At 73.5% G+C, this 19,293-nt stretch carries 21 protein-coding genes; 10 read left to right on the forward strand and 11 right to left on the reverse strand.

The window, feature by feature from the left end; translation table 11 throughout:
* The first annotated feature begins 20 nt into the window (after nt 1–20).
* Nucleotides 21–1,862, forward strand: coding sequence for a glycoside hydrolase family 3 protein (locus tag GA0074704_RS20425; protein ID WP_231926608.1), 1,842 nt, complete (start codon nt 21–23; stop codon nt 1,860–1,862).
* A 38-nt stretch (nt 1,863–1,900) separates the two neighbouring features.
* Here GA0074704_RS20425 and GA0074704_RS20430 read toward each other — a convergent pair whose 3' ends face one another.
* The 6 genes from GA0074704_RS20430 to GA0074704_RS20455 all read right to left on the reverse strand — a co-directional run bounded on the left by GA0074704_RS20430 (nt 1,901) and on the right by GA0074704_RS20455 (nt 7,867).
* Nucleotides 1,901–2,530 carry a DUF2238 domain-containing protein gene (locus GA0074704_RS20430; RefSeq protein ID WP_231926610.1) on the reverse strand — a complete coding sequence of 210 codons (630 nt, stop codon included), beginning with the start codon at nt 2,528–2,530 and terminating at the stop codon, nt 1,901–1,903.
* A 362-nt stretch (nt 2,531–2,892) separates the two neighbouring features.
* On the reverse strand, nt 2,893–3,171 hold the full coding sequence (locus tag GA0074704_RS20435) for a hypothetical protein (RefSeq protein ID WP_088971985.1): 279 nt from the start codon (nt 3,169–3,171) through the stop codon (nt 2,893–2,895).
* 154 nt (nt 3,172–3,325) lie between these two features.
* Complete coding sequence (locus GA0074704_RS20440; protein WP_088971986.1) at nt 3,326–4,003, reverse strand: TcmI family type II polyketide cyclase; 678 nt, start codon at nt 4,001–4,003, stop codon at nt 3,326–3,328.
* Between the two features lie 26 nt (nt 4,004–4,029).
* Nucleotides 4,030–5,256, reverse strand: coding sequence for a cytochrome P450 family protein (locus tag GA0074704_RS20445; RefSeq protein ID WP_088971987.1), 1,227 nt, complete (start codon nt 5,254–5,256; stop codon nt 4,030–4,032).
* Entirely contained in the window at nt 5,253–5,573 is a 321-nt protein-coding gene (locus GA0074704_RS20450; RefSeq protein WP_088971988.1) for a putative quinol monooxygenase, read from the reverse strand. Before GA0074704_RS20450 ends, GA0074704_RS20445 begins: the two co-directional genes overlap by 4 nt.
* The gene (locus tag GA0074704_RS20455) at nt 5,570–7,867 is read right to left on the reverse strand and encodes an FAD-dependent oxidoreductase (RefSeq protein ID WP_088971989.1); all 2,298 of its coding nucleotides are present in this window, start codon (nt 7,865–7,867) and stop codon (nt 5,570–5,572) included. The genes GA0074704_RS20450 and GA0074704_RS20455 overlap by 4 nt, the downstream gene beginning before the upstream one ends.
* 223 nt (nt 7,868–8,090) lie before the next feature.
* Between GA0074704_RS20455 and GA0074704_RS20460 the strand changes: the two genes are divergently transcribed.
* From GA0074704_RS20460 to GA0074704_RS20470, 3 genes are read left to right on the forward strand one after another with little or no spacing between them, the layout of a single operon-like run.
* Complete coding sequence (locus GA0074704_RS20460) at nt 8,091–8,438, forward strand: DoxX family protein (RefSeq protein ID WP_088971990.1); 348 nt, start codon at nt 8,091–8,093, stop codon at nt 8,436–8,438.
* Between the two features lie 18 nt (nt 8,439–8,456).
* The gene (locus GA0074704_RS20465) at nt 8,457–9,356 is read left to right on the forward strand and encodes an RNA polymerase sigma-70 factor (RefSeq protein WP_197697556.1); all 900 of its coding nucleotides are present in this window, start codon (nt 8,457–8,459) and stop codon (nt 9,354–9,356) included.
* A gap of 55 nt (nt 9,357–9,411) precedes the next feature.
* Nucleotides 9,412–10,083, forward strand: coding sequence for a hypothetical protein (locus tag GA0074704_RS20470; RefSeq protein ID WP_088971992.1), 672 nt, complete (start codon nt 9,412–9,414; stop codon nt 10,081–10,083).
* Between the two features lie 128 nt (nt 10,084–10,211).
* Here the strand turns inward: GA0074704_RS20470 and GA0074704_RS20475 are convergent, their stop codons facing one another.
* The 5 genes from GA0074704_RS20475 to GA0074704_RS20495 all read right to left on the reverse strand — a co-directional run bounded on the left by GA0074704_RS20475 (nt 10,212) and on the right by GA0074704_RS20495 (nt 14,300).
* Entirely contained in the window at nt 10,212–10,817 is a 606-nt protein-coding gene (locus tag GA0074704_RS20475; protein ID WP_088973844.1) for a class I SAM-dependent methyltransferase, read from the reverse strand.
* Between the two features lie 89 nt (nt 10,818–10,906).
* Nucleotides 10,907–11,812 (reverse strand): sulfite exporter TauE/SafE family protein, encoded by a 906-nt coding sequence (locus GA0074704_RS20480; protein WP_088971993.1) that lies wholly within the window; start codon nt 11,810–11,812, stop codon nt 10,907–10,909.
* A complete protein-coding gene (locus GA0074704_RS20485) occupies nt 11,809–12,408 on the reverse strand; it encodes a rhodanese-like domain-containing protein (RefSeq protein WP_088971994.1) in 600 nt (199 codons plus the stop codon). Before GA0074704_RS20485 ends, GA0074704_RS20480 begins: the two co-directional genes overlap by 4 nt.
* A 91-nt stretch (nt 12,409–12,499) precedes the next feature.
* On the reverse strand, nt 12,500–13,900 hold the full coding sequence (locus GA0074704_RS20490; protein WP_088971995.1) for an MBL fold metallo-hydrolase: 1,401 nt from the start codon (nt 13,898–13,900) through the stop codon (nt 12,500–12,502).
* A gap of 130 nt (nt 13,901–14,030) precedes the next feature.
* Entirely contained in the window at nt 14,031–14,300 is a 270-nt protein-coding gene (locus GA0074704_RS20495) for a metal-sensitive transcriptional regulator (protein WP_088971996.1), read from the reverse strand.
* Nucleotides 14,301–14,560: 260 nt separating this feature from the next.
* Here GA0074704_RS20495 and GA0074704_RS20500 point away from each other — a divergent pair, with 260 nt between their 5' ends.
* The 6 genes from GA0074704_RS20500 to GA0074704_RS20525 all read left to right on the forward strand — a co-directional run bounded on the left by GA0074704_RS20500 (nt 14,561) and on the right by GA0074704_RS20525 (nt 19,274).
* Nucleotides 14,561–14,953, forward strand: coding sequence for a DUF302 domain-containing protein (locus GA0074704_RS20500; protein WP_088971997.1), 393 nt, complete (start codon nt 14,561–14,563; stop codon nt 14,951–14,953).
* A gap of 172 nt (nt 14,954–15,125) precedes the next feature.
* The gene (locus GA0074704_RS20505; RefSeq protein WP_088971998.1) at nt 15,126–15,362 is read left to right on the forward strand and encodes a YgaP-like transmembrane domain; all 237 of its coding nucleotides are present in this window, start codon (nt 15,126–15,128) and stop codon (nt 15,360–15,362) included.
* Nucleotides 15,359–15,928, forward strand: a complete 570-nt coding sequence (locus GA0074704_RS20510; RefSeq protein WP_088971999.1) for a sulfite exporter TauE/SafE family protein — start codon at nt 15,359–15,361, stop codon at nt 15,926–15,928. Before GA0074704_RS20505 ends, GA0074704_RS20510 begins: the two co-directional genes overlap by 4 nt.
* 163 nt (nt 15,929–16,091) lie before the next feature.
* Nucleotides 16,092–16,406, forward strand: coding sequence for a rhodanese-like domain-containing protein (locus GA0074704_RS20515; protein WP_088972000.1), 315 nt, complete (start codon nt 16,092–16,094; stop codon nt 16,404–16,406).
* 118 nt (nt 16,407–16,524) lie between these two features.
* On the forward strand, nt 16,525–17,910 hold the full coding sequence (locus GA0074704_RS20520) for an MBL fold metallo-hydrolase (RefSeq protein ID WP_088972001.1): 1,386 nt from the start codon (nt 16,525–16,527) through the stop codon (nt 17,908–17,910).
* 68 nt (nt 17,911–17,978) lie between these two features.
* Nucleotides 17,979–19,274 (forward strand): MFS transporter, encoded by a 1,296-nt coding sequence (locus tag GA0074704_RS20525; protein ID WP_088972002.1) that lies wholly within the window; start codon nt 17,979–17,981, stop codon nt 19,272–19,274.
* Nucleotides 19,275–19,293: the final 19 nt, after the last annotated feature.

The following is a 19,293-nucleotide window of genomic DNA, read 5'->3' on the forward strand; positions in this document are numbered from 1 at the left end:
TTCCTCCGGAAGGAGTGACCGTGACCCGCCACCACCGCCGTCGCGTCCGCCGTCCCCTGAGCCTCGCCCTGCTCCTGCTAGCGGTCACCGCGCTGGTCGCCCCGACGTCCGCCACCGCCGCGGCCCTCCCCTACCAGGACCCCACGCTACCCGTGGCCACCCGGGTCGCCGACCTGCTGTCCCGGATGACCCTGGACGAGAAGATCGGCCAGATGACCCAGGCCGAGCGGGGTTCGGTGACCAACGCCGACCTGACCACCTACCGGCTCGGCTCGATCCTCTCCGGCGGCGGCTCGGCCCCCTCGCCCAACACCGCCACCGGCTGGGCCGACATGTACGACGGCTTCCAGCGCGCCGCCCTGGCCACTCCGCTGGCCATCCCGATGATCTACGGCGTGGACGCGGTGCACGGACACAACAACGTGTACGGGGCGACGATCTTCCCGCACAACATCGGCCTCGGCGCCACCCGCGACCCGGCGCTGGTGCAGCAGATCGGCCAGGCGGTCGCCGAGGAGGTCTCCGGCACCGGCATCGACTGGGACTTCGCGCCGTGCCTCTGCGTGGCCCGCAACGACCGGTGGGGTCGGACGTACGAGTCGTTCGGCGAGACGCCGGACATCCCGTCGAGCATGACCACCTTCGTCACCGGGTTGCAGGGCGCCACCCTGGGCGGCCCGACCTCGGTGCTGGCCACCGCCAAGCACTACCTCGGCGACGGCGGCACCACCGGCGGCGACGACCAGGGCGACACCGCGCTGAGCGAGGCCGACCTGCGGGCCATCCACCTGCCGCCGTTCCAGGCCGCGATCCAGCGCAGCGTCGGTTCGGTGATGATCTCCTACAGCAGCTGGAACGGGGTGAAGCTGCACGGCAACGCGTACCTGATCAACACCTTGCTGAAGGGCGAGTTGGGCTTCACCGGGTTCGTGGTCTCCGACTGGAACGGCATCGACCAGATCGACGGCGCGTCCGGCTTCACCGCCGCCGAGGTCACCGCCGCGATCAACGCCGGCATCGACATGGTCATGGTCCCGACCGCCTGGAAGACCTTCGTCAGCACGCTCCGCGCCGAGGTGCAGAACGGGCACGTCGCGCTCAGCCGGATCGACGACGCCAACCGGCGCATCCTCACCAAGAAGTTCGAGCTGGGGCTCTTCGAGCGGCCGTACACCGACCGGAGCCTCACCCCGACGGTCGGCGACGCCGCGCACCGGGCGCTGGCCCGGCAGGCGGTCCGCGAGTCGCAGGTGCTGCTGAAGAACTCGGGCGGGGTGCTGCCGCTGGCCCGGGACAACAACAAGATCTTCGTCGCCGGCAAGAACGCCGACAACATCGGTAACCAGAGCGGCGGCTGGACCATCTCCTGGCAGGGCTCGTCGGGGAACATCACCCCGGGCACCAGCGTCCTGCAGGGCATCCGGGCCGCCGTCGGTCCCACCTCGACGGTCACCTACAACCAGCGCGGCACCGGCATCGACGCCAGCTACCGGGCCGCGATCGCGGTGGTCGGCGAGACCCCGTACGCCGAGGGCCAGGGTGACCGGACCGGCAGCATGAGCCTGGACCGCGACGACCTACGGACCATCTCCACGCTGCGCAAGGCGGGCGTGCCGGTGATCGTGGTGCTGGCGTCCGGCCGCCCGCTCGACGTCGCCGCGGAGCTGCCCAACTGGAACGCGCTGCTCGCGTCGTGGCTGCCCGGCACCGAGGGCGCCGGCGTCGCCGACGTGCTCTTCGGCGGGTACGCGCCCACCGGCAAACTGCCGATGACCTGGATGAACTCGGTCAGCCAGCAGCCGATCAACGCAGGCGACGGGCAGGTCCCGCTCTTTCCGCAGGGCTATGGACTGACCTGGTGACCCGCCCCGGGGGAGGGTGCCGGCCCTCCCCCGGCCCGTCACACCACCAGCGCGGGAACGGTGGCCGGCCGGGCGTCGGGGGCGGGCAGCTGCCGGTCGTGCCAACGGCTGAGCAGCGCCAGCGAGGTGACCGCGCCGACCAGGGCGAGGAACATGTCCCACTGGGTGTCCCAGACGTCGCCCTGGGTGGCCAGGAAGTCGTCGGCGGCGGACCCGCCGGCCACCGCCGCCCACCACTCGATCATCTCGAAGAAGGCGCTGAACGCCAGGCAGGCGCAGACCGTCAACGGGGCGAGCCACCGGCTGCCGCGCAGCGGCGAGCGGCGGACCAGGATCTCCCGGACCAGGATCGCCGGGACGAAGCCCTGGGCGAAGTGACCGAGCCGGTCGTACGGGTTGCGGGACAGGTCGAGCGCGTCGCGCACCCAGTCGCCCAGCGGGGTGCGCGCGTAGGTCCAGTGCCCGCCCGCGACGAGGATCAGCGCGTGCACGGCCAGCAGGCAGCAGAGCAGCGTGGTCAGCGGGAACCGCCGCCAGGTCACCAGCACCAGCGGCACCCCGACGATCACCCAGACCGTCTCCAGCAGCCAGGTCAGCCGGTCGTACGGGTCGATGCCGGAGACCACGAGCGCGACCAGGACCAGCCCCAGCAGGAGCTTCGGAACCACCGCGCGTGCTCTTGCCACCGTGGACCGTCCCTCCGTGCCGTGCCCGGCCGCGCGGACCCGTCCCGACGCTGACGCCGGTGCCCCTGGACGCCGACGACAGGGACCATAGCCGACGGAGTCCCGTCACCGGTGGTGCGGACGGCGGCGGTGCGGACGGCGGCGGCGGACATCTCCGCGAGCGGGATACCTCAGGGTCATATTGATACCTCTCAGGTATCACGGTCCCGGAGGTGACACGGTCCCGTCGAGGCAGCGCCTCACGGTGAGGGGGCGGTTCAGGCCAGGCGGGCAGCTCGGTCACGTCGCGCACGCGGCGAGCCGGAAGTCGCGGGTACGCCACAGTAGTAGACAGCGCGCCGGGGTCAGGACCTTCCGTCCCGGTCCCCGGTGGAGGGACCGGACGCCGGACCGTCGTTCGGTGTGGCGCTCCGGCCGCCGCTGAGCAGGATCGCCGCCTCGATCCGCAGCAGCAGGCCGCCGATCACCATCAGTGCCCCGACGGCGAACGCCGCAGCCGAGCCGGACGTCCCGACGGTGACGGCCACGACCAACGCCCCGACGACGACCGACAGCGCTCCCAGGACGGCGGCCGACGTGCCGGGTGGGGTCGGTCGGTACACCGGGTTCGGGGTGCGGCTCACCCCCGGAGTGTAGGCGGCGGATGCGCCTCGCCGGGGCCCCGCCGCGGCCCGGGTCGTCCCGGGCCGCGGCGGGGCTCTCCACTTGCCGCAAGCCGGGCGAACCCCGCCAGCGGAGACCGCGGTACGCCGCACATCGCGCCAACAAGGCGGCGGGTCAGTCCTCGGCTTGCCAGCGGTAGAACTCCTTGGCCACCGCGTCCTCCGGGCCCTTCCAGCTCTCCGGGTCGTACGCGCTGATGTACGGGCTCAGGTCCTCCTGGATCTTGGAGAAGGCCGGGGTGTCGTGGTTCTCCCGCACGGCGGCGAACGACGCGTCGGTCTGCTCCAGCACGTGCAGGTAGACGTCGTCGATGGAGTAGAGCCACCGCCCGGTGACGCCCAGCCGCTTCGGCAGCTCACCGGCGTCGGACTCGGCGAAGATCCGGGCGACGTCCGGTTCGGCGCCCGGCTTGATCCGGGCCACGATGATGGTCCGGTTCGGGGCGGTGGTCTCCCCGTCCGGTGGTTCGGCCGGCTCCCAGTGGTAGAACGGCTTCGCCACCGAGTCCGACGGGTTCTTCCAGTAGCGCGGGTACGGCGTCACGTACGGGGCGATCTTCTCGGCGATCTGCTGGAAGGCGGGCAGCCCTCGGGTCTGGCCGGTCACCGCCGGGTCGGCGACCCGTTCGATCACGTGGATGTAGAGGTCGTGGAAGGACAGCAGGGTACGGCCGATCACGCCGAGGTCCTGCGGTCGGGTGGTCCGGTCGTAGTAGCCGAACGTGTCGGCGACGACGCGCTCGCTCTCCTCGCCGGGCACCATCCGACAGACGATCACGTTCCGAAAGGTCATCACTGCTCCTAGGGTGAGTGGGGTGGTCAGATGGTGAACGTGACGGGGAGTTCCAGCAGGCCGCGGAACGGCGACGCGGCCGGCAGTCGGCGCAGCTCGTCGACCGGCACCCCGAGCCGCAGCCCGGGCAGCCGACGCAGCAGCGCCCCGATCCCGATCCGCGCCTCCATCCGGGCCAGCGAGACGCCGAGGCAGTAGTGCACGCCGTACCCGAAGCCGAGGTGCGGTCCCCGCACCCGGCGCAGGTCCAGCCGGTCCGGGTCGGTGAAGTGCCCCGGGTCGTGGTTCGCGGAGTTGATGACCACGCCGACCAGCGAACCCGCCGGGATGCGCCGGCCCTGGTACTCCAGGTCCTCGGTGGCGATCCGGGGGCTGGCCACCGGCAGCGGCCCGTCGAAGCGCAGCAGCTCCTCGACCGCCGACGGCAGCAGCTCCGGGCGGTCCCGCAGCAGGGCGAGCTGGTCGGGATGGGTCAGCAGCGCCACCACCGCGTTGCCGAGGAAGTCTGCGGTGGTCTGGTGGCCGGCGAACAGCAGCAGGAAGGTGGTGGTGACCAGCTCCGCCTCGGAGAGCTTCCCCTCCTGGTCGCAGGCGTCGATCAGCGCGCTGACGATGTCGTCGGCCGGGTGGGCCCGCTTCGCCGCGACCAGGCCGGCGAGGTAGTGGTGCAGCCGCAGCTGGGCCTCCTGCACGGCCGCCCGCTCCTCCTGCGGGCTGCGCCGCGACGACCCGGAGGTCCGGATCACCTGGGTCCAGTCCAGCACCCGGTCGTGGTCGGCCGGCGGGATGCCGAGCAGTTCCGAGATCACCCTCATCGGCAGCGGGATGGCGAAGTCCCCCATCAGCTCCGCCTCGCCCCTCGGGACGACCTTGTCGAGCAGGTCGTCGACGATCTGCGCCACCCGGGGACGCAACGCCTCGATCCGGCGCGGGGCGAAGGCCTGCGAGATCATCCGGCGTAGTCGGGTGTGCTCCGGCGGGTCGGCGTTGAGCATGTTGCGGTTCAACGCCTCGGAGTTCGGTCCGAAGATCTTCAGGTAGTGCTGCTCCGGGCCGTACAGGTCCTTGGAGAGCCGCGGGTCGACCAGCGCCGCCCGGGCGTCGTCGTAGCGGGTGATCAGGTACTGGTCGAATCGCGGCGAACTCACCGGACAGACCGGGGCGTCGGCGCGCAGCCGGGCGAAGGACGGGTACGGGTTCGCGGCGAACTCGTCGGTGTAGAGCTGCTCGGCGGGCACCGTCTCGTCGGTCATCGTGCCTCCCCGGAGTCGGCGCGCATGCTGTGCAGCACCTGGTACGTGTGCCGCTCGGCGGATTCGCGCAGCTCCCGGATCACCCGCAGCAGCCGGTCGCGCTGCTCGCTGCGCCCGAAGGCGTCCAGCCGTTCCCGGTCGGCCCAGTCGCTCATCACCAGGTAGGTGCGCGGGTCGTCGGCGTCGCGGACCAGGTCCTGGCGCAGACAGCCGTCCAGGGTGCCGATCTGCTCCGCCGCGGCCAGCCACTCCGCCTCGAAGCGCTCCTCGCAGCCGGGCCGGGTCCGCATCGCCAGGACGGTCCGCACGGTGCTCATCGCGCACCGCCGAAGACCAGGTCCAGGTTCTTGCGCAGCGCGTCCGCGTCCACCGGCTGGCTGCGGAAGGCGACGTGCCCGTCCGGGCGGATCAGGTACAGGGAGGTGCCGCCGGCCCCGTACCGGTCCCGGAAGCTCCCCTCGGCGTCGACCAGCGCCGGCGGGGCGAGCAGCCCCGGGTCGGGCGCGGCCGGGTCGAGCAGCAGGTACGCGTCCAGGTCGCCGCCGGCCCGGGACCGGGCGTCGGCGCAGAGCCCCGGCACGGCCGCCACCGTCGCCGGGTCGGCCGAGGCGTCCGCGTACACCAGCAGGGTGTGCCGGGTGCCGCGGGTCAGGTCGCGCAGCCGCAGCGGATGGCCGACCCCGCGGCGGCGCAGGCCGCCCACGTCGGGCGCCCGGTCGCCGGGGCGCGGCCCGGCGGCGAGCGCCTCGGGCGCCGCCAGGGACTCCCCCACCAGCGGGCTGTCGGCGTAGCTGAGCAGCATCGACATCTCCTGGAGGAACTGCCGCTCCAGGTCCGCCCGGTCCAGCTCGTCGGTGAAGGCCATCCGCACCGCCCGGCCGACGATCTCCTCCCCCTCCGGCCGCCGCTCGGTCTCGTAGCTGTCCAGCAGCCCCGGCGCCGCGATCCCCCGGACCGCCAGGGCGAGCTTCCAGGCCAGGTTCCAGGAGTCCTGGATGCCGGTGTTCATGCCCTGGCCGCCGGCCGGCGGGTGCAGGTGCGCGGCGTCACCGGCGACGAAGACCCGGCCGTCGCGGTACCGGTCGACGATGCCGTGGCTGATCCGGAAGATCGACGACCAGCGCAGGTTCGACGCCCGGGTGCCGGGCGGGGCGAGCCGGTCCAGCGCGACCTGTACGTCGGCCAGCGTCGGCTCGGCCAGCTCCTCGCTGAACCCGGGCGGGGCGTCCTTGCCGCCGGTCTGGGCGAAGAACCGGGGCGGCGCCAGGGTCGCGATCCGGTAGCGGTTCTCGCCACGCAGCGGTACGCAGACCAGCATGCCGTCCATCTGGCCGTCGGTCTCGTGCAGGAAACGCAGCAGGTGCCCCGGCGGCATGTCCCAGTTCACGTCGACGTCGCCGAGCATGAACAGCTGCGGGAAACGGCCCAGCCCGCCGGTGAAGGTCAACCCCAGCAGCTCCCGGACCCGGCTGTGCGCGCCGTCGCAGCCGACCAGGTACTTCGCGCGTACGGTCTCCTCGCCGGCCGGGGTGGCCAGGGTGGCGGTCACGCCCTCGTCGTCCTGGGTGAACGCCAGCAGTTCCGCTCCGCGCCGGGCGCGTACGCCCAGGGTGGCGAGCCGTTCGGTGAGGATCCGTTCGGTCTCGTACTGCGGCAGGCCGAGGTGCGCGTACGGCAGGCCGGGCAGCTCCCAGCTCATCCGGTGGGTCTGCTGGCCGTTGACGAAGACCATGTTGCCGGTCAGCCAGATCCCGGCGTCCATCGCCTCGCGCACGACGTCCTGCTCGTCCCAGAGCTCCATGGTGCGGCAGTGCACCCCGATCGCCTTGTCGGCGTGGGCCGGCGGGGTGGCCTGTTTCTCCACGACCCGGCAGTCGACGCCGCGCCGGGCCAGCTCGATGGCGGCGGTCAGCCCGGTCGGCCCCGCCCCGACGATGAGTACGTCCGTTGTCGTGTGCACGTCGATCTCCTTGTCGGTGCTGGCAGCTGCCCCGCTGTCGGGCTGGAACTCCGACCCGCCGGGGTGGACCGTGCGGTGGAAGAGCCGGCGGCGGATGTCGAGCAGGAACGGCGCGATCGGGCCGGCCTCCTCCCGGGCGTGCGCCGGGTTGCGGATCCACCGGAAGAACTCCGCCTCACCGGTCCACTCGGCGAAGATGTGGTGGACGTCGGAGTCCGGCTCGCGCAGCAGGTCCTCGCGCAGGTAGCCGGGGAGCGCCGACATCCGCGCCAGGACCTGCGGGTAGCCCCGGTCGAACTCGGCACGCCGGTCGGCGGGCACGGTGAGTTCGACGTCCACGAAGATGCTCGACCCGGCGCCGCCCCGGTCGGACATCACCCGGTGGTCGTCGGGTCCGGGCGTCTCCCGCCGCCCGTCGAGGGCGTCGGCCAGCGCCGCGGCGACCGGCCCCCGCTCGTACGCCAGCAGCGCCGGCTCGTCGACCCACTCGGTGACCAGCATGAAGGTGCGCGGATCGGTGGCGTCCAGCAGCAGCTCCCGCCCGACGTTGCCGGGCAGGCCGGCGAGCTGCGCGACGGCGGCACGGCAGGCGGACCGGACGGCCTCCGCGTGGCCGGGGCGGGCACGGATCCGGAGCATCGTCCTGATCATGAGGTCTCCTTCGACGGCAACCCGGGACGGCGGTGCGGCTCTCGTCGTGTGACGGTGCCGAACCGCGCGTCATCAGGGCGTCAACGGCCGCGTGCAGCCAGTCCGCGGGTTTTGACGGCGCAGTGCGGCCGGCGGTTGTGACCCGCGCCACGCCGCTTCACGGCACGGGCGGCGCTCCCGTCACCTGTTCGTCAGCACCGCACGAACCGCAGGGAGCAGGACCATGTCCACCGCGTACACCGTCGTCACCGTCGTCGCCGCCCTCTGGGTCGGCTTCTCCGCCTTCTCGCTGCTGCGCGGCGCCCCGTGGGTGGTCGACTCGCTGGCCGCGTACGGCGTTCCCCGCCCGTGGTGGCCGTGGCTCGGCGCGGCCAAGGCCGCCGGCGCGCTCGGCCTGCTGGTGGGACTGTTCGTGCCGGCGATCGGGGTGCTGGCCGGCGTCGGTCTCGTGCTCTACTTCCTCGGTGCCGTCGTCACCGTGGTCCGGGCCCACTCGTACGCGCACATCCCGTACCCGCTGCTGTACCTGGCGCCGGTCGTCGCCGTCCTGGCGCTCGGCGCCGCGGCCTGAACGGTGGAGGAAGCCACGGTGAACGAACCCTTCGCGACCCACCGGAACCTGCTGTTCGGCGTCGCCTACCGCATCCTCGGCAGCGCCGCCGACGCCGAGGACGCGGTGCAGGACGCCTGGGTCCGTTGGTCGGCGGCGGACCGGTCGGCGGTCGCCGACCCCCGGGCCTACCTGGTGCGGATCGTGTCGAACCTGGCGCTGGACCGGCTCCGCTCGGCGCAGGCGCGCCGCGAGGTGTACGTCGGCCCGTGGCTGCCCGAGCCGATCCTTACCAGCGGCGACACCGCCGACGAGGTGGGCGCCGCCGAGTCCGTGTCGATGGCGATGCTGGTGGTGCTGGAGACGCTCAGCCCGCTGGAGCGCGCGGTGTTCGTGCTGCGGGAGGTCTTCGACTTCGGCCATGCCGAGATCGCCGAGGCGGTCGGCCGCTCCGAGGAGAGCGTGCGGCAGGCCGCGCACCGCGCCCGCAACCACGTACGGGCCCGGCGGCCCCGGTTCCCGGCGGACCGGCAGCGGCAGCGGCGGGTCACCGAGCGGTTCCTCGCCGCCGCGGCCGGCGGTGACCTCAACACCCTGCTCGAGCTGCTCGCGCCCGACGTGACGGTGTGGACCGACGGCGGCGGCAAGGTGCACCAGGCGATGCGCCCGGTGACCGGCGTGCGCAAGGTGGCCACCTGGTTCGCCACCCTCGGCGACCGCCCCTACCAGGGGGTCGCACTGGCCGACATGACCATCGAGATCGTCGAGGTCAACGGCGGGCCGGGCATCCTGTTCAGCGGCTCCGGCCGGGTCATCGCCACACTCACCCTCGACGTGGCCGACGACGGCCGGATCGTCGGCATCCACAACGTGGCCAACCCCGACAAGCTCGCCGGCATCGCCGCCCGTACCGTCCACCCGCTGGACCCAACCCGCTGAGACCCGCCGCCCGGCGTCCCCGGGCCGCCCCACGAACCCCGGGTACGGTCCGAAGATGACCAAGGAAAGCCGCGGCACCCTCGACTACTACCTGCTGCACACCGACGCTGGGCACGGCGAGCCGTCCGCGCTGCTCGTGGAGGAGTTCGTGCTCGCCGACGACCTCTCCGCCGCGCGGCTGCGCAGCGCCGGCTGGTCGCCGGCCGAGGGGGGCTGGTGGAGTTCGGCGGCTTTCGCCCGCGCGGTCCGCGCCGACGCGGGGCTGCGCAACCGGCTGTCGGCAGTGGACCGGAGCGCCGCCGTCGCGTTCTACGACCGGCTGGGCGGTGGTGCCCTCCCGGACGAGGCGGCGCTGCGCCACCGGTTCCGCGACGACATGCCGCTGGCGTCCGGTGCCCCGCTGCGGTTGGGAGCCGGCCCGGTGGTCCACCGGGTGCTCTTCGCCGGGGACCCGGACGAGCGACGGCTGGACCGGCTGGGCGCGGTGCTGCGGATGAACACCGGGCCGGGTCGCAGCGAGCCCGGGCTGCGGGGCACGGGTCGCCTGCGGGTGAACGACACCGACGTCCGCTGGCAGCTGCGCCGGGTCGGGGGCGGCGCCGCGTGGTGCATCGACGTCACCGCCGAGCCGGCCGACCCGCACAGTCTGCGCTGGATGTTGCGCGAACTCGTCGGCGTCGCCAGGCGGCACGGTCTGGTGCCGGCCACCGTCGACCGCCTGGCCTGACCGCCGCCCTACGCGGCGTCCCGCCGGGCCACGACCCTGGCCGCCGCCCTACGCGGCGTCCCGCCAGGCCACGACCCTGGCCGCCGCCCTACGCGGCGTCCCGCCAGGCCACGACCCTGGCCGCCGCCCTACGCGGCGTCCCGCCGGGCCACGACCACGGTGTCCAGGGCGTCGACGGTGCGACCGTCGACGTCGACCGGCCGGTGGGCGGTCTCGGCCCGGTCGATGCGCAGCCCCGACATCGCCCGGGTCACAGACTCCGGGGTCAGCAGGATCTCCGGGTCCTGCGGCCCACCGGTGCCGCCGGTGAGGTTGGCGAGGTCGTGGCCGACGACGAGGACGGTGCCGCCGGGGCGTACCGCCGCGCGGGCGTGGGACAGGACCGTGGCGAGGTCGGCCGCCGGCAGGTGCAGGTAGGCGATCAGCACCAGGTCGAACGAGTCGGCCGGCGGCGCGTACCGGGTGACGTCGGCGACCTGCCAGTCGACGGTGACGCCGCTGCCGCGGGCCAGGTCCCGGCCCCGCTCGACCGCCACCGGGGAGAAGTCGACGGCGGTGACCTGCCAGCCCTGCCGGGCCAGCCAGACCGCGTTACGCCCCTCCCCGGCGGCGAGGTCCACGGCCCGACCCGGGGTCAGGCCGGTGACCTCCCGTACGACGAAGCGGTTCGGCTCGGCCGTCCAGACCAGTTCCGGGGCGCTCGCGTACCGCTCGTCCCACGCCGTACTGTCCATGGTCACCCTCACCTCCGTGCCGCACGACCGGCGGTTGCCGGCGGTCGTCATTGTCGCCCGGTCGCCTTCGGTCGCGTCGCCAGACCGGCTCAGCGCCGGGGACCGGGTGCGGCCAGCTCGCGGTCGGCCGGCTCGCGGTCCGCCCGCGTCCGGCGTCGGCCGCGGTGGACCGTGATGGCCAGGGCGCCCGCGACGGCGACGCCCGCTCCGCTCCACAGCAGCGGGTTCGTGCGTAGCTCCGCCGGCAGCTGCTGGCCGAGCACGAAGACACCCATCACCACCACGAACCAGCCGAACGAGACGCGCAGCACGTCGGGCGGGATCTTCCCGGCCAGCCGGCCGCCGAGGAAACTGCCGACGATCGCGGCGGCGGTGACGGCGGCGGCGAGACCCCAGTTGATCTGCACGCTGGAGAGGTAGCCGGCCAGGCCGGCGAAGGACTTCATGGCGATGACCACCAGCGAGGTGCCGACCGCGACGGGCATCGGCAGGCCGCCGAGCAGGGCCAGGGCGGGCACCACGAGGAAGCCACCACCGGCGCCGACCAGGCCGGTGACCAGGCCGACGACGATGCCGTCGATGATCACCCGGAACACCGGCAGCTCGTGCGGCACCGGCTTGCCCTCGGCGGAGCGCCGGCCGCGGATCATCGCGACGGCGGTGGCCAGCATCATCACCGCGAAGCCGGTGAGCAGGTAGCCGGCCGGGATGAACTCGGCCAGCCGGCCGCCGGCGTACGCGCCGGTCATGCCGGCGAGGCCGAAGATCAGGCCGGTACGCCAGCGGACCCGGTGGGCGCGGGCGTGCGGGAGGACACCGACCGCGCTGGTGGCGCCGACGACCAGCAGCGAGGTGGCGATGGCCTCCTTGGCGGGCAGGTCGGCGACGTACACCAGCAGCGGCACGGCGAGGATGGAGCCGCCGCCGCCGAGCAGGCCGAGGCTGACGCCGATCAGGACGGCCAGTCCGATGGTCAGGGCCAGGGTCGCGGTCATGCCCGCCCCCCGCCGCTCTCGCGGAGCTGGCCGACGATGGTGTCCAGGTCGCAGCTGGCGCCCCGGTTGTAGGGCAGCTTGCCGAGCATCATGCCCATCGCGCAGGTGTTGGTCACCGCGGCGAAGGTGAGGCCGGCGCCGATGAACCCGGCGACCCACTTCAGCTGCGGCACGAACACCGAGCCGACGACACTGGCCAGGACGATGGAGCCGGCGACCAGACGGACCTGCCGCTCCAGGTCCCAACGGGGGGCGCCCTGCTTGATCGGGGCGTTGGCGGCCTGCCAGGCCATGATGCCGCCGTTGAGGACCTTCAGGTTCGGCAGGCCGACCCCGGCGAGGGTCTGCTCGGCCTGGGTGGCGCGGGCGCCGGAGCGGCAGATCAGCACCACGTCCTCGTCCAGGTGGTTGCGCAGCTCCTCGCGGTGCTCCTTGAGCAGGTCCAGCGGAACGTTGTAGGAGCCGGGGATGTGCGAGGTCTCGAACTCCGCCGGCGTACGCACGTCCAGCAGGCGCGGCGCGCGCCCGGAGTCGACCAGCTCGCGGAGGCTGGCGGCGTCGAGGGTGGCGGGCCGGGCGGTCTCAGAAGTAGTCATATCTCCTCTTTCTAGAACAAAGCGCCACAGGTGATGGCAAGGGGATGCCGGCCAGCGCCGGACGACGCCAGCCGGTGGTCGTACACGTGGGTCAGGGGTTGGTGACCATCTCCAGGCCGGCGTCCGCGGCCTGGTCGAACTTGTCGTCGATGACGACGACCTCGCGGCCGGCGTTGGCCAGCAGCGACGCCGCGGCAGTGGCCCGGTAGCCGGAGCCGCAGTGCACCCACACCGCGCCGGCCGGGAGCTCGCCCAGCCGCTTGGGCACGTCGGGCAGCGGAATGTGCACGGCGCCCTCGATGTGGCCGGCGCGCCACTCGTTGGTCATCCGTACATCGAGCACCACGTCCGCAGCCGGCAGGTCGGCCCGGACGTTCCCCGCCCGGGCCGCGGCCAGGGCCGGGAAGTCGGCCATCCGCAGCTCGCGGAGCTGGCCGGGGTCGGCGGCCCACTGCTCGGCCACGCCGGTGGCCTGCGCGGCCGGCCGGTCGATGCCGATGCGGACCAGCTCCCGCTGGGCGTCCGCGACCTGTTCCGGGGTCTCGGCGAGCAGGGTGATCGGCACCCCCCAGTCGATCAGCCAGCCGAGCCAGGTCGACATCGGCCCGTCCAGGCCGAGGCTGACCGTGCCGGCCAGGTGCGAGGCCGCGTACGCCTTGCGGTGGCGCAGGTCGACCACCCACTCGCCGGCGGCCATCCGCTCCCGCAGCTGACCGGCGTCGGCCCGGGTGACCGGGCTGAGGTCGACCGGGGCCGGGCCGGCGTTGTTGGCCACGCCCATGTGGGCGTAGTAGGCCGGGTAGGCGTCGAGACCGGCGAGGGTCTCGGTGACGAACTGGTCGGCGGCGAGACGCAGCACCGGGTTGGCCTGCTTCTCCCGGCCGATGGTGGAGTCGGGGGCGTCGGCCTGGCTGGCCGAGCAGAAGCTGCCGAAGCCGTGCGTGGGCCAGACCTGGGCCCCGTCGGGCAGCAGGTCGGCCAGCCGCCGGGCGGAGGCGTGCTGGTGATGGGCCAGTTCGTGGGCGTGCTGCTGGCCGAGCAGGTCGGTACGCCCGGTGGTGCCGAACAGCAGCGAGCCGCCGGTGAAGACGCCCACCGGCTGCCAGCCGCCGTCGGTGGCCTCGTCGAGGGCGTACGACAGGTGGTGGAAGGTGTGACCGGGGGTGGCGACCACCCGCAGGCGCAGGGCGTCGGAGACCGGCACCACGTCACCGTCGGACACCGGCATGCGGTCGAAGCCGACCTCGTCGGCTGCGGCCACCAGGTAGTGGGCGCCGGTCACCCGGGCCAGTTCCAGCCCACCGGAGACGTAGTCGTTGTGGATGTGCGTCTCGACCACGTGGGTGATCCGCACGCCCTGAGCGCCGGCGAGGTACAGGACCCGGTCGATGTCGCGTTGCGGGTCGACCACGATCGCCACCTGCCCGTCGGAGGCCAGGTAGCTGCGGTCGCCCAGCGAGGACGTCGCGATGACGGACACCTCGACTGCCATGCCGTTCTCCCTTCTATTCTCGACATACCCTGGGGGGTATGCAGGAAAGACACGTCTGCACCGGTCGAAACCAACAACCGGCGTACTACCCGCTCGCGCCGCGGTCACACGGCGCGAGCGGACGCCTCGCTCAGGCCAGGGCCAGGAAGAGCTTCTCCAGCTCCTCCTCGGTCATCTCCGGCTCCTCGCCCCGCTCCCGCACGGTGCCGCAGTGCTGCATGCCGGAGGCGATGATCTTGAAGCCGGCCCGGTCGATCGCCTTGGAGACCGCCGCGAGCTGGGTCAGCGCCGCCCGGCAGTCCTCGCCGTTCTCCATCATCTCGATGACCGCGTTCAGCTGCCCACGGGCTCGCTTGAGCCGGGTCAGCGCCTCGCCGGTCATCTCAGGCCGAAGCTTCATCGCACTACCTCCTGCGTCTCAACATACCCCGGGGGGTTCCATCTCGCCAACGCATACCCCCACCGGTATGTTCAACCGCGCCGACCGCGAGCGGATTCCCGCCTTTCGACGGCCGCCCCGCTGCCCACCGTCAGGAGGATCCGTGCGGCTGATCGACGCCTGGAAGCCGCGTGGCGTGGCCCGAACGCACCCGGGTATCGCCGAAGGGACGCCCGGTCGACAGGCCGAGCCGGCAGGCAACCGACCGAGGGAGACAGAGCATGAGCTACGCGATGACCGTCCGGCTGTCCGCGCCGTTCGCCCCGACCGTGGAACGCGTCCGGACGGCACTGAAGGACCAGGGCTTCGGCGTGCTCACCGAGATCGACATGCGGTCGACGCTCCGGGACAAGCTCGGTGTCGACATGGCCGAGTACGTCATCCTGGGCGCCTGCAACCCGGCGCTGGCGCACCGGGCCGTGCAGGCGGACCCGGCCATCGGCCTGCTCCTGCCCTGCAACGTCGTGGTACGCGCGGATGGGGCGGACAGCACGGTGGTGCAGGCCATGGATCCGCAGGTGATGGTGCAGCTCAGCGACGCGCCCGAGTTGCCGGCGATCGCCGACGAGGCAGCGGGCCGACTGCGCGAGGCGTTGGCGACCCTCCCGGCCTGAGCCGGCCGGGAGTGCGGACACCGGCCCGCACTCCCGGCCAGCGGCCCGTCGCCAGGCGGCTCGTCACCTGCCCACCAGCACGATCCCGTCCCGCGCGACCACCCCCTGCCCCGCCCCCGGGTAGGCTGATCGACGAGCAGGGCTTTTTGCCGCATTTGTTCATGGAGTCCCCATGCCCGTCCTTCGGTTCCTGAACTCACCCGCCGGCCGGGTCGTCCGCGTCCTCCTCGGCGCGGCGCTCATCGCGGTCGGCGCGTCGATCGGCGGCTGGTGGTGGCTGCTCGCCCTGCTGGGGGTGCTCCCGCTCGCCGCGGGCCTGCTCGACTTCTGCACCCTGGCGCCCCTGTTCCGACTGCCGCTCGCCGGCCGGGAGTTCCGGGAAGCGACCCGCCGCAGACAACCGAGGTGACCTCTCCCGCCCCTCGGGTCGACGACCTGACGCAGGGGACGGCCGTCCTCCTGATCGGCGGTGGCACGGGTTTGGCCGCAGGACTCTTCGGTGCGGGCGGCTCGGCCGTGGGAACCCCGCTGCCGCACCTCGCCGGGGTCCCGCCATTCGTGGCGCTGGCCTCCCCGCTGCCGACCGCCCTGCCGGTCGCCCTCGTCTCGTCCGGCGCCTACCGGCGCCGGCGCCACCTGGCCCGGCGCGTCCTCACCTGGAGCGTCGCCGTCGAACTCCCGGCGACCGTGGCGGGAGCCCTGCTCACCCCGCTCTATCTGACGGTGCTGGGCCTGCCGATCAACCGGGCACTGGCCACCTCGCTGGCCGTCTCCGCCGCGCTCGCCCTGCCGGGCAGCGTCACGCACTGGACACTCGGACACGTCGACCGGCGGGTCACGTTGGCCCACACCGCACCGGCGGTACCCGCCGCCTATCTGGGCGCCCGCGTCGCCGTCCGCGCACACCCGGGCCGACTGACCCGGCTCTACGGGGTCGCGCTCGTCCCGCTCGCGTCGGCGCTTCTGCTGCGCTGAGCCGGAAGCGGCGGGCGGAGCGCCGCCGGCCGAGGCCCTGGTCCGGGACCGGCCGCCGACATCCCGACGGGTACGCCCTCGCGGGTGGCGGCCGCGAGGCCGGACGCGCTACCGTCGCCGACATAGATACCCCCCGGGGTATTAAGCGACGAGGAGGACAGCCATGCGAGAAGTTGACCTGACGGCCTTCGCCACCGCTCACGCGCGAGGGGCGACGGTGGTCGACGTGCGAGAGCCGGCCGAATACGTCACCGGGCACGTCCCCGGCGCGCGGTGCATCCCGCTCGGCCACCTCACGGCCAACCTCGGGGACGTGCCGCGCGGGGACACCGTGTACGTCGTCTGCGCCAGCGGCAACCGCAGCAAGGTGGGCGCCGACGTGCTGGAACGCGCCGGGTTCGACGCCCGGTCGGTGGCTGGCGGCACGGCGGCCTGGTCCCGGGCCGGCCACCCGGTGACCCAGGGCACCCGCGCCTGATTCGGGCAGGGGCCCGACGACCCCCGGGAGATCGGGACCTTCGGCCCGGAATATACCCCCGGGGGTATGCGCTAGGCTAGGTGCATCGCCGCTCATCACTGCGAAGGAGTTCCACGCCATGTTGTTCACCCAGTACTACCTGGACTGCCTCTCCCAGGCGTCGTACCTGGTCGGCGACGAGACCACCGGGCGGGCGGTGCTCGTCGACCCGCGCCGCGACGTCGACGAGTACCTGACCGACGCCCGGGCGCACGGCCTGACCATCGAAGGGGTGATCAACACCCACTTCCACGCCGACTTCCTCGCCGGCCACCTCGAGGTCGCCGCCGCCACCGGGGCGTGGATCGGCTACGGGCACCGCGCCGAGACCGAGTATCCGAGCCGCAAGCTGCGCGACGGCGAACGGATCAGCCTCGGTGACGTCACCCTGGAGATCATGGAGACGCCCGGGCACACGCCGGAGTCGATCAGCGTGCTGGTCCACGAGCGCGCCGGCGACGCCGTGCCGTACGGGGTGATGACCGGTGACGCGCTGTTCATCGGCGACGTGGGCCGGCCCGACCTGCTGGCCTCGCTCGGCGTCACCGCCGACGAGCTGGGCGCCATGCTCTACGACAGCGTCCAGCGCAAGCTGATGGGCCTGCCCGACGAGGTGCGGGTCTTCCCCGCGCACGGCGCCGGCTCGGCCTGCGGCAAGAACCTCTCCACCGAGCGGCAGTCCACCATCGGCGAGCAGCGCCGCACCAACTACGCCTGCGCCCCGATGAGCGAGGAGCGGTTCGTCGCCCTGGTCACCGGTGGACAGCCCACCGCGCCCGGCTACTTCGCCTTCGACGCGGTGCTCAACCGCAAGGCCCGCGAGCTGTTCGACCACACCCGGGCCGCCCGGCCGCTGACCGTCGCCGAGTTCCGCGCCGCCCGCACCGAGGGCGCCGCGGTGATCGACGCCCGCGACCCGCAGGAGTTCGCCGCCGGGCACGTCCAGGGCTCGATCAACATCCCCGCCGACGGCCGGTTCGCCGAGACCGCCGGCAGCATCGTCGCCCCCGACCGCACGGTCGTCGTGGTGGCCCCGCAGGACCGGGAGGAGGAGATCGTCGTACGCCTCGCCCGGATCGGCTTCGACCGGGTCCTCGGCTACCTGCGCGAGCCCGAGAGCGCCCTCCTCGAGATGGCCGACGAGACGAGCCGGGCCAGCCGGGTCACCGCCACGGAGCTGCGCGACGCCCTGGCCCGGCCGGACGTCCCGGTGGTGCTGGACGTCCGCAACGCCGGTGAACGGGAGCAGGGCCTCGTCGCGGGCTCCGTCCACGTCCCGCTCGCCGAGCTGACCCGCCGCCTGGACGAGGTGCCGACCGACCGGCCCGTCGTCGTGCACTGCGCCGGCGGCTACCGCTCCTCGGTGGCGGCCAGCCTGCTGCGCGCCACCGGCCGGACCGACGTCTCGGACCTGCTCGGCGGGTACGGCGCCTGGGAGGCCGCCCACGACACCGCGACGGTCTGACCCGTCCGTCACCCGGGCCCGGCGTCACCCGACGCCGGGCCCGCACCATGGCCACCGGAGGGACACCCATGCGTGGGAGCGCCGACATCCGGCTCGGCCTGCGGGCCAACGCCGCCCAGTTCACACTGCTCGTGACGGTCAACGCGCTGGTCGGCGGGCTGCTCGGCTCGGAACGCACCGTCCTGCCGCTGCTCGCCGAGCGGGAGTTCCACCTCGCCGCCTACACGGCGGCGCTGACGTACATCCTCGCCTTCGGCGCCACCAAGGCGGTCACCAACTTCTTCGCCGGCACCCTGTCCGACCGGTACGGCCGCAAACCCGTCCTGGTCGCCGGGTGGCTCGCCGGCATCCCCGTACCCCTGATGATCATCTGGGCGCCGGGCTGGGGCTGGATCGTCTCCGCGAACGTCCTGCTCGGCGTCAGCCAGGGCCTGGCCTGGTCCACCACCGTCATCATGAAGATCGACCTCGCCGGCCCCGCCCGGCGCGGCCTGGCCATGGGCCTCAACGAGGCCGCCGGCTATCTCGCCGTGGCCACCACCGCGCTGGTCACCGGCTGGCTCGCCGCCGCGACCGGCCTGCGGCCGGCGCCGTTCCTGCTCGCCCTCGCCTACGCCGGACTCGGCCTCGGGCTGTCGTCGGCCTTCGTCCGGGAAACCCGCGGCCACGCCCACCTGGAAGCCGCCACCCACACCGGCCGGGCCGAGCACCACCACGGGCCGTCCACGGGCCGCATCGCCGCGCTGACCTCCTGGCGCGAGCCGGCCCTGGCCTCGGCCAGCCAGGCCGGCATGGTCAACAACCTCAACGACGGCCTCGCCTGGGGCCTGTTCCCGCTGCTGTTCGCCACCGCCGGGCTGTCCCTGACCCAGATCGGCGCCCTCGCCGCCCTCTACCCCGCCGTCTGGGGGCTCGGACAGCTGCTCACCGGCCCGGCCTCCGACCGGTACGGCCGCAAGCCGTTCGTCGTCGCCGGGATGCTCGCCCAGGCCGTCGCGCTCGCCGGCTTCGCCGCCGCCGACTCCTTCGCCGCCTGGGCCGGGGCGGCCGTGCTGCTCGGCGCCGGCACCGCCGCCGTCTACCCCACCCTGCTCGCCACCGTCGGCGACGTCGCCCATCCCGCCTGGCGGGCCCGCGCCGTCGGCGTCTACCGGCTCTGGCGCGACGGTGGCTTCGCGGTGGGCGCGCTGCTCGCCGGCGTCGTGGCGGACCTCGCCGGCATCCGGGCCGCCGTCGCGGTGGTCGCCGCGCTCACCACCGCCGCCGGCCTGCTGGCCTGGCTGCGGATGTACGAGACGAATCCGGCGCGCCGGCCCCACGCCGAGAGGTACGACGGCTCCCGCCGGCGCCCGGGCCCGGCGTGACCCCGGGCCCGGGTGCGCG

Source organism: Micromonospora siamensis (genome assembly GCF_900090305.1).
Classification (GTDB): Bacteria; Actinomycetota; Actinomycetes; order Mycobacteriales; family Micromonosporaceae; genus Micromonospora; species Micromonospora siamensis.

What these genes read in the sequence shown, in the direction of transcription:
- GA0074704_RS20440 (WP_088971986.1), bottom strand. Translation starts at nt 4,003, where the DNA reads ATGACCTTTCGGAACGTGATCGTCTGTCGGATGGTGCCCGGCGAGGAG.
- GA0074704_RS20445 (WP_088971987.1), bottom strand. Translation starts at nt 5,256, where the DNA reads ATGACCGACGAGACGGTGCCCGCCGAGCAGCTCTACACCGACGAGTTC.
- GA0074704_RS20450 (WP_088971988.1), bottom strand. Translation starts at nt 5,573, where the DNA reads ATGAGCACCGTGCGGACCGTCCTGGCGATGCGGACCCGGCCCGGCTGC.
- GA0074704_RS20455 (WP_088971989.1), bottom strand. Translation starts at nt 7,867, where the DNA reads ATGATCAGGACGATGCTCCGGATCCGTGCCCGCCCCGGCCACGCGGAG.
- GA0074704_RS20460 (WP_088971990.1), top strand. Translation starts at nt 8,091, where the DNA reads ATGTCCACCGCGTACACCGTCGTCACCGTCGTCGCCGCCCTCTGGGTC.
- GA0074704_RS20470 (WP_088971992.1), top strand. Translation starts at nt 9,412, where the DNA reads ATGACCAAGGAAAGCCGCGGCACCCTCGACTACTACCTGCTGCACACC.
- GA0074704_RS20475 (WP_088973844.1), bottom strand. Translation starts at nt 10,817, where the DNA reads ATGGACAGTACGGCGTGGGACGAGCGGTACGCGAGCGCCCCGGAACTG.
- GA0074704_RS20480 (WP_088971993.1), bottom strand. Translation starts at nt 11,812, where the DNA reads ATGACCGCGACCCTGGCCCTGACCATCGGACTGGCCGTCCTGATCGGC.
- GA0074704_RS20485 (WP_088971994.1), bottom strand. Translation starts at nt 12,408, where the DNA reads ATGACTACTTCTGAGACCGCCCGGCCCGCCACCCTCGACGCCGCCAGC.
- GA0074704_RS20490 (WP_088971995.1), bottom strand. Translation starts at nt 13,900, where the DNA reads ATGGCAGTCGAGGTGTCCGTCATCGCGACGTCCTCGCTGGGCGACCGC.
- GA0074704_RS20495 (WP_088971996.1), bottom strand. Translation starts at nt 14,300, where the DNA reads ATGAAGCTTCGGCCTGAGATGACCGGCGAGGCGCTGACCCGGCTCAAG.
- GA0074704_RS20500 (WP_088971997.1), top strand. Translation starts at nt 14,561, where the DNA reads ATGAGCTACGCGATGACCGTCCGGCTGTCCGCGCCGTTCGCCCCGACC.
- GA0074704_RS20505 (WP_088971998.1), top strand. Translation starts at nt 15,126, where the DNA reads ATGCCCGTCCTTCGGTTCCTGAACTCACCCGCCGGCCGGGTCGTCCGC.
- GA0074704_RS20515 (WP_088972000.1), top strand. Translation starts at nt 16,092, where the DNA reads ATGCGAGAAGTTGACCTGACGGCCTTCGCCACCGCTCACGCGCGAGGG.
- GA0074704_RS20520 (WP_088972001.1), top strand. Translation starts at nt 16,525, where the DNA reads ATGTTGTTCACCCAGTACTACCTGGACTGCCTCTCCCAGGCGTCGTAC.
- GA0074704_RS20525 (WP_088972002.1), top strand. Translation starts at nt 17,979, where the DNA reads ATGCGTGGGAGCGCCGACATCCGGCTCGGCCTGCGGGCCAACGCCGCC.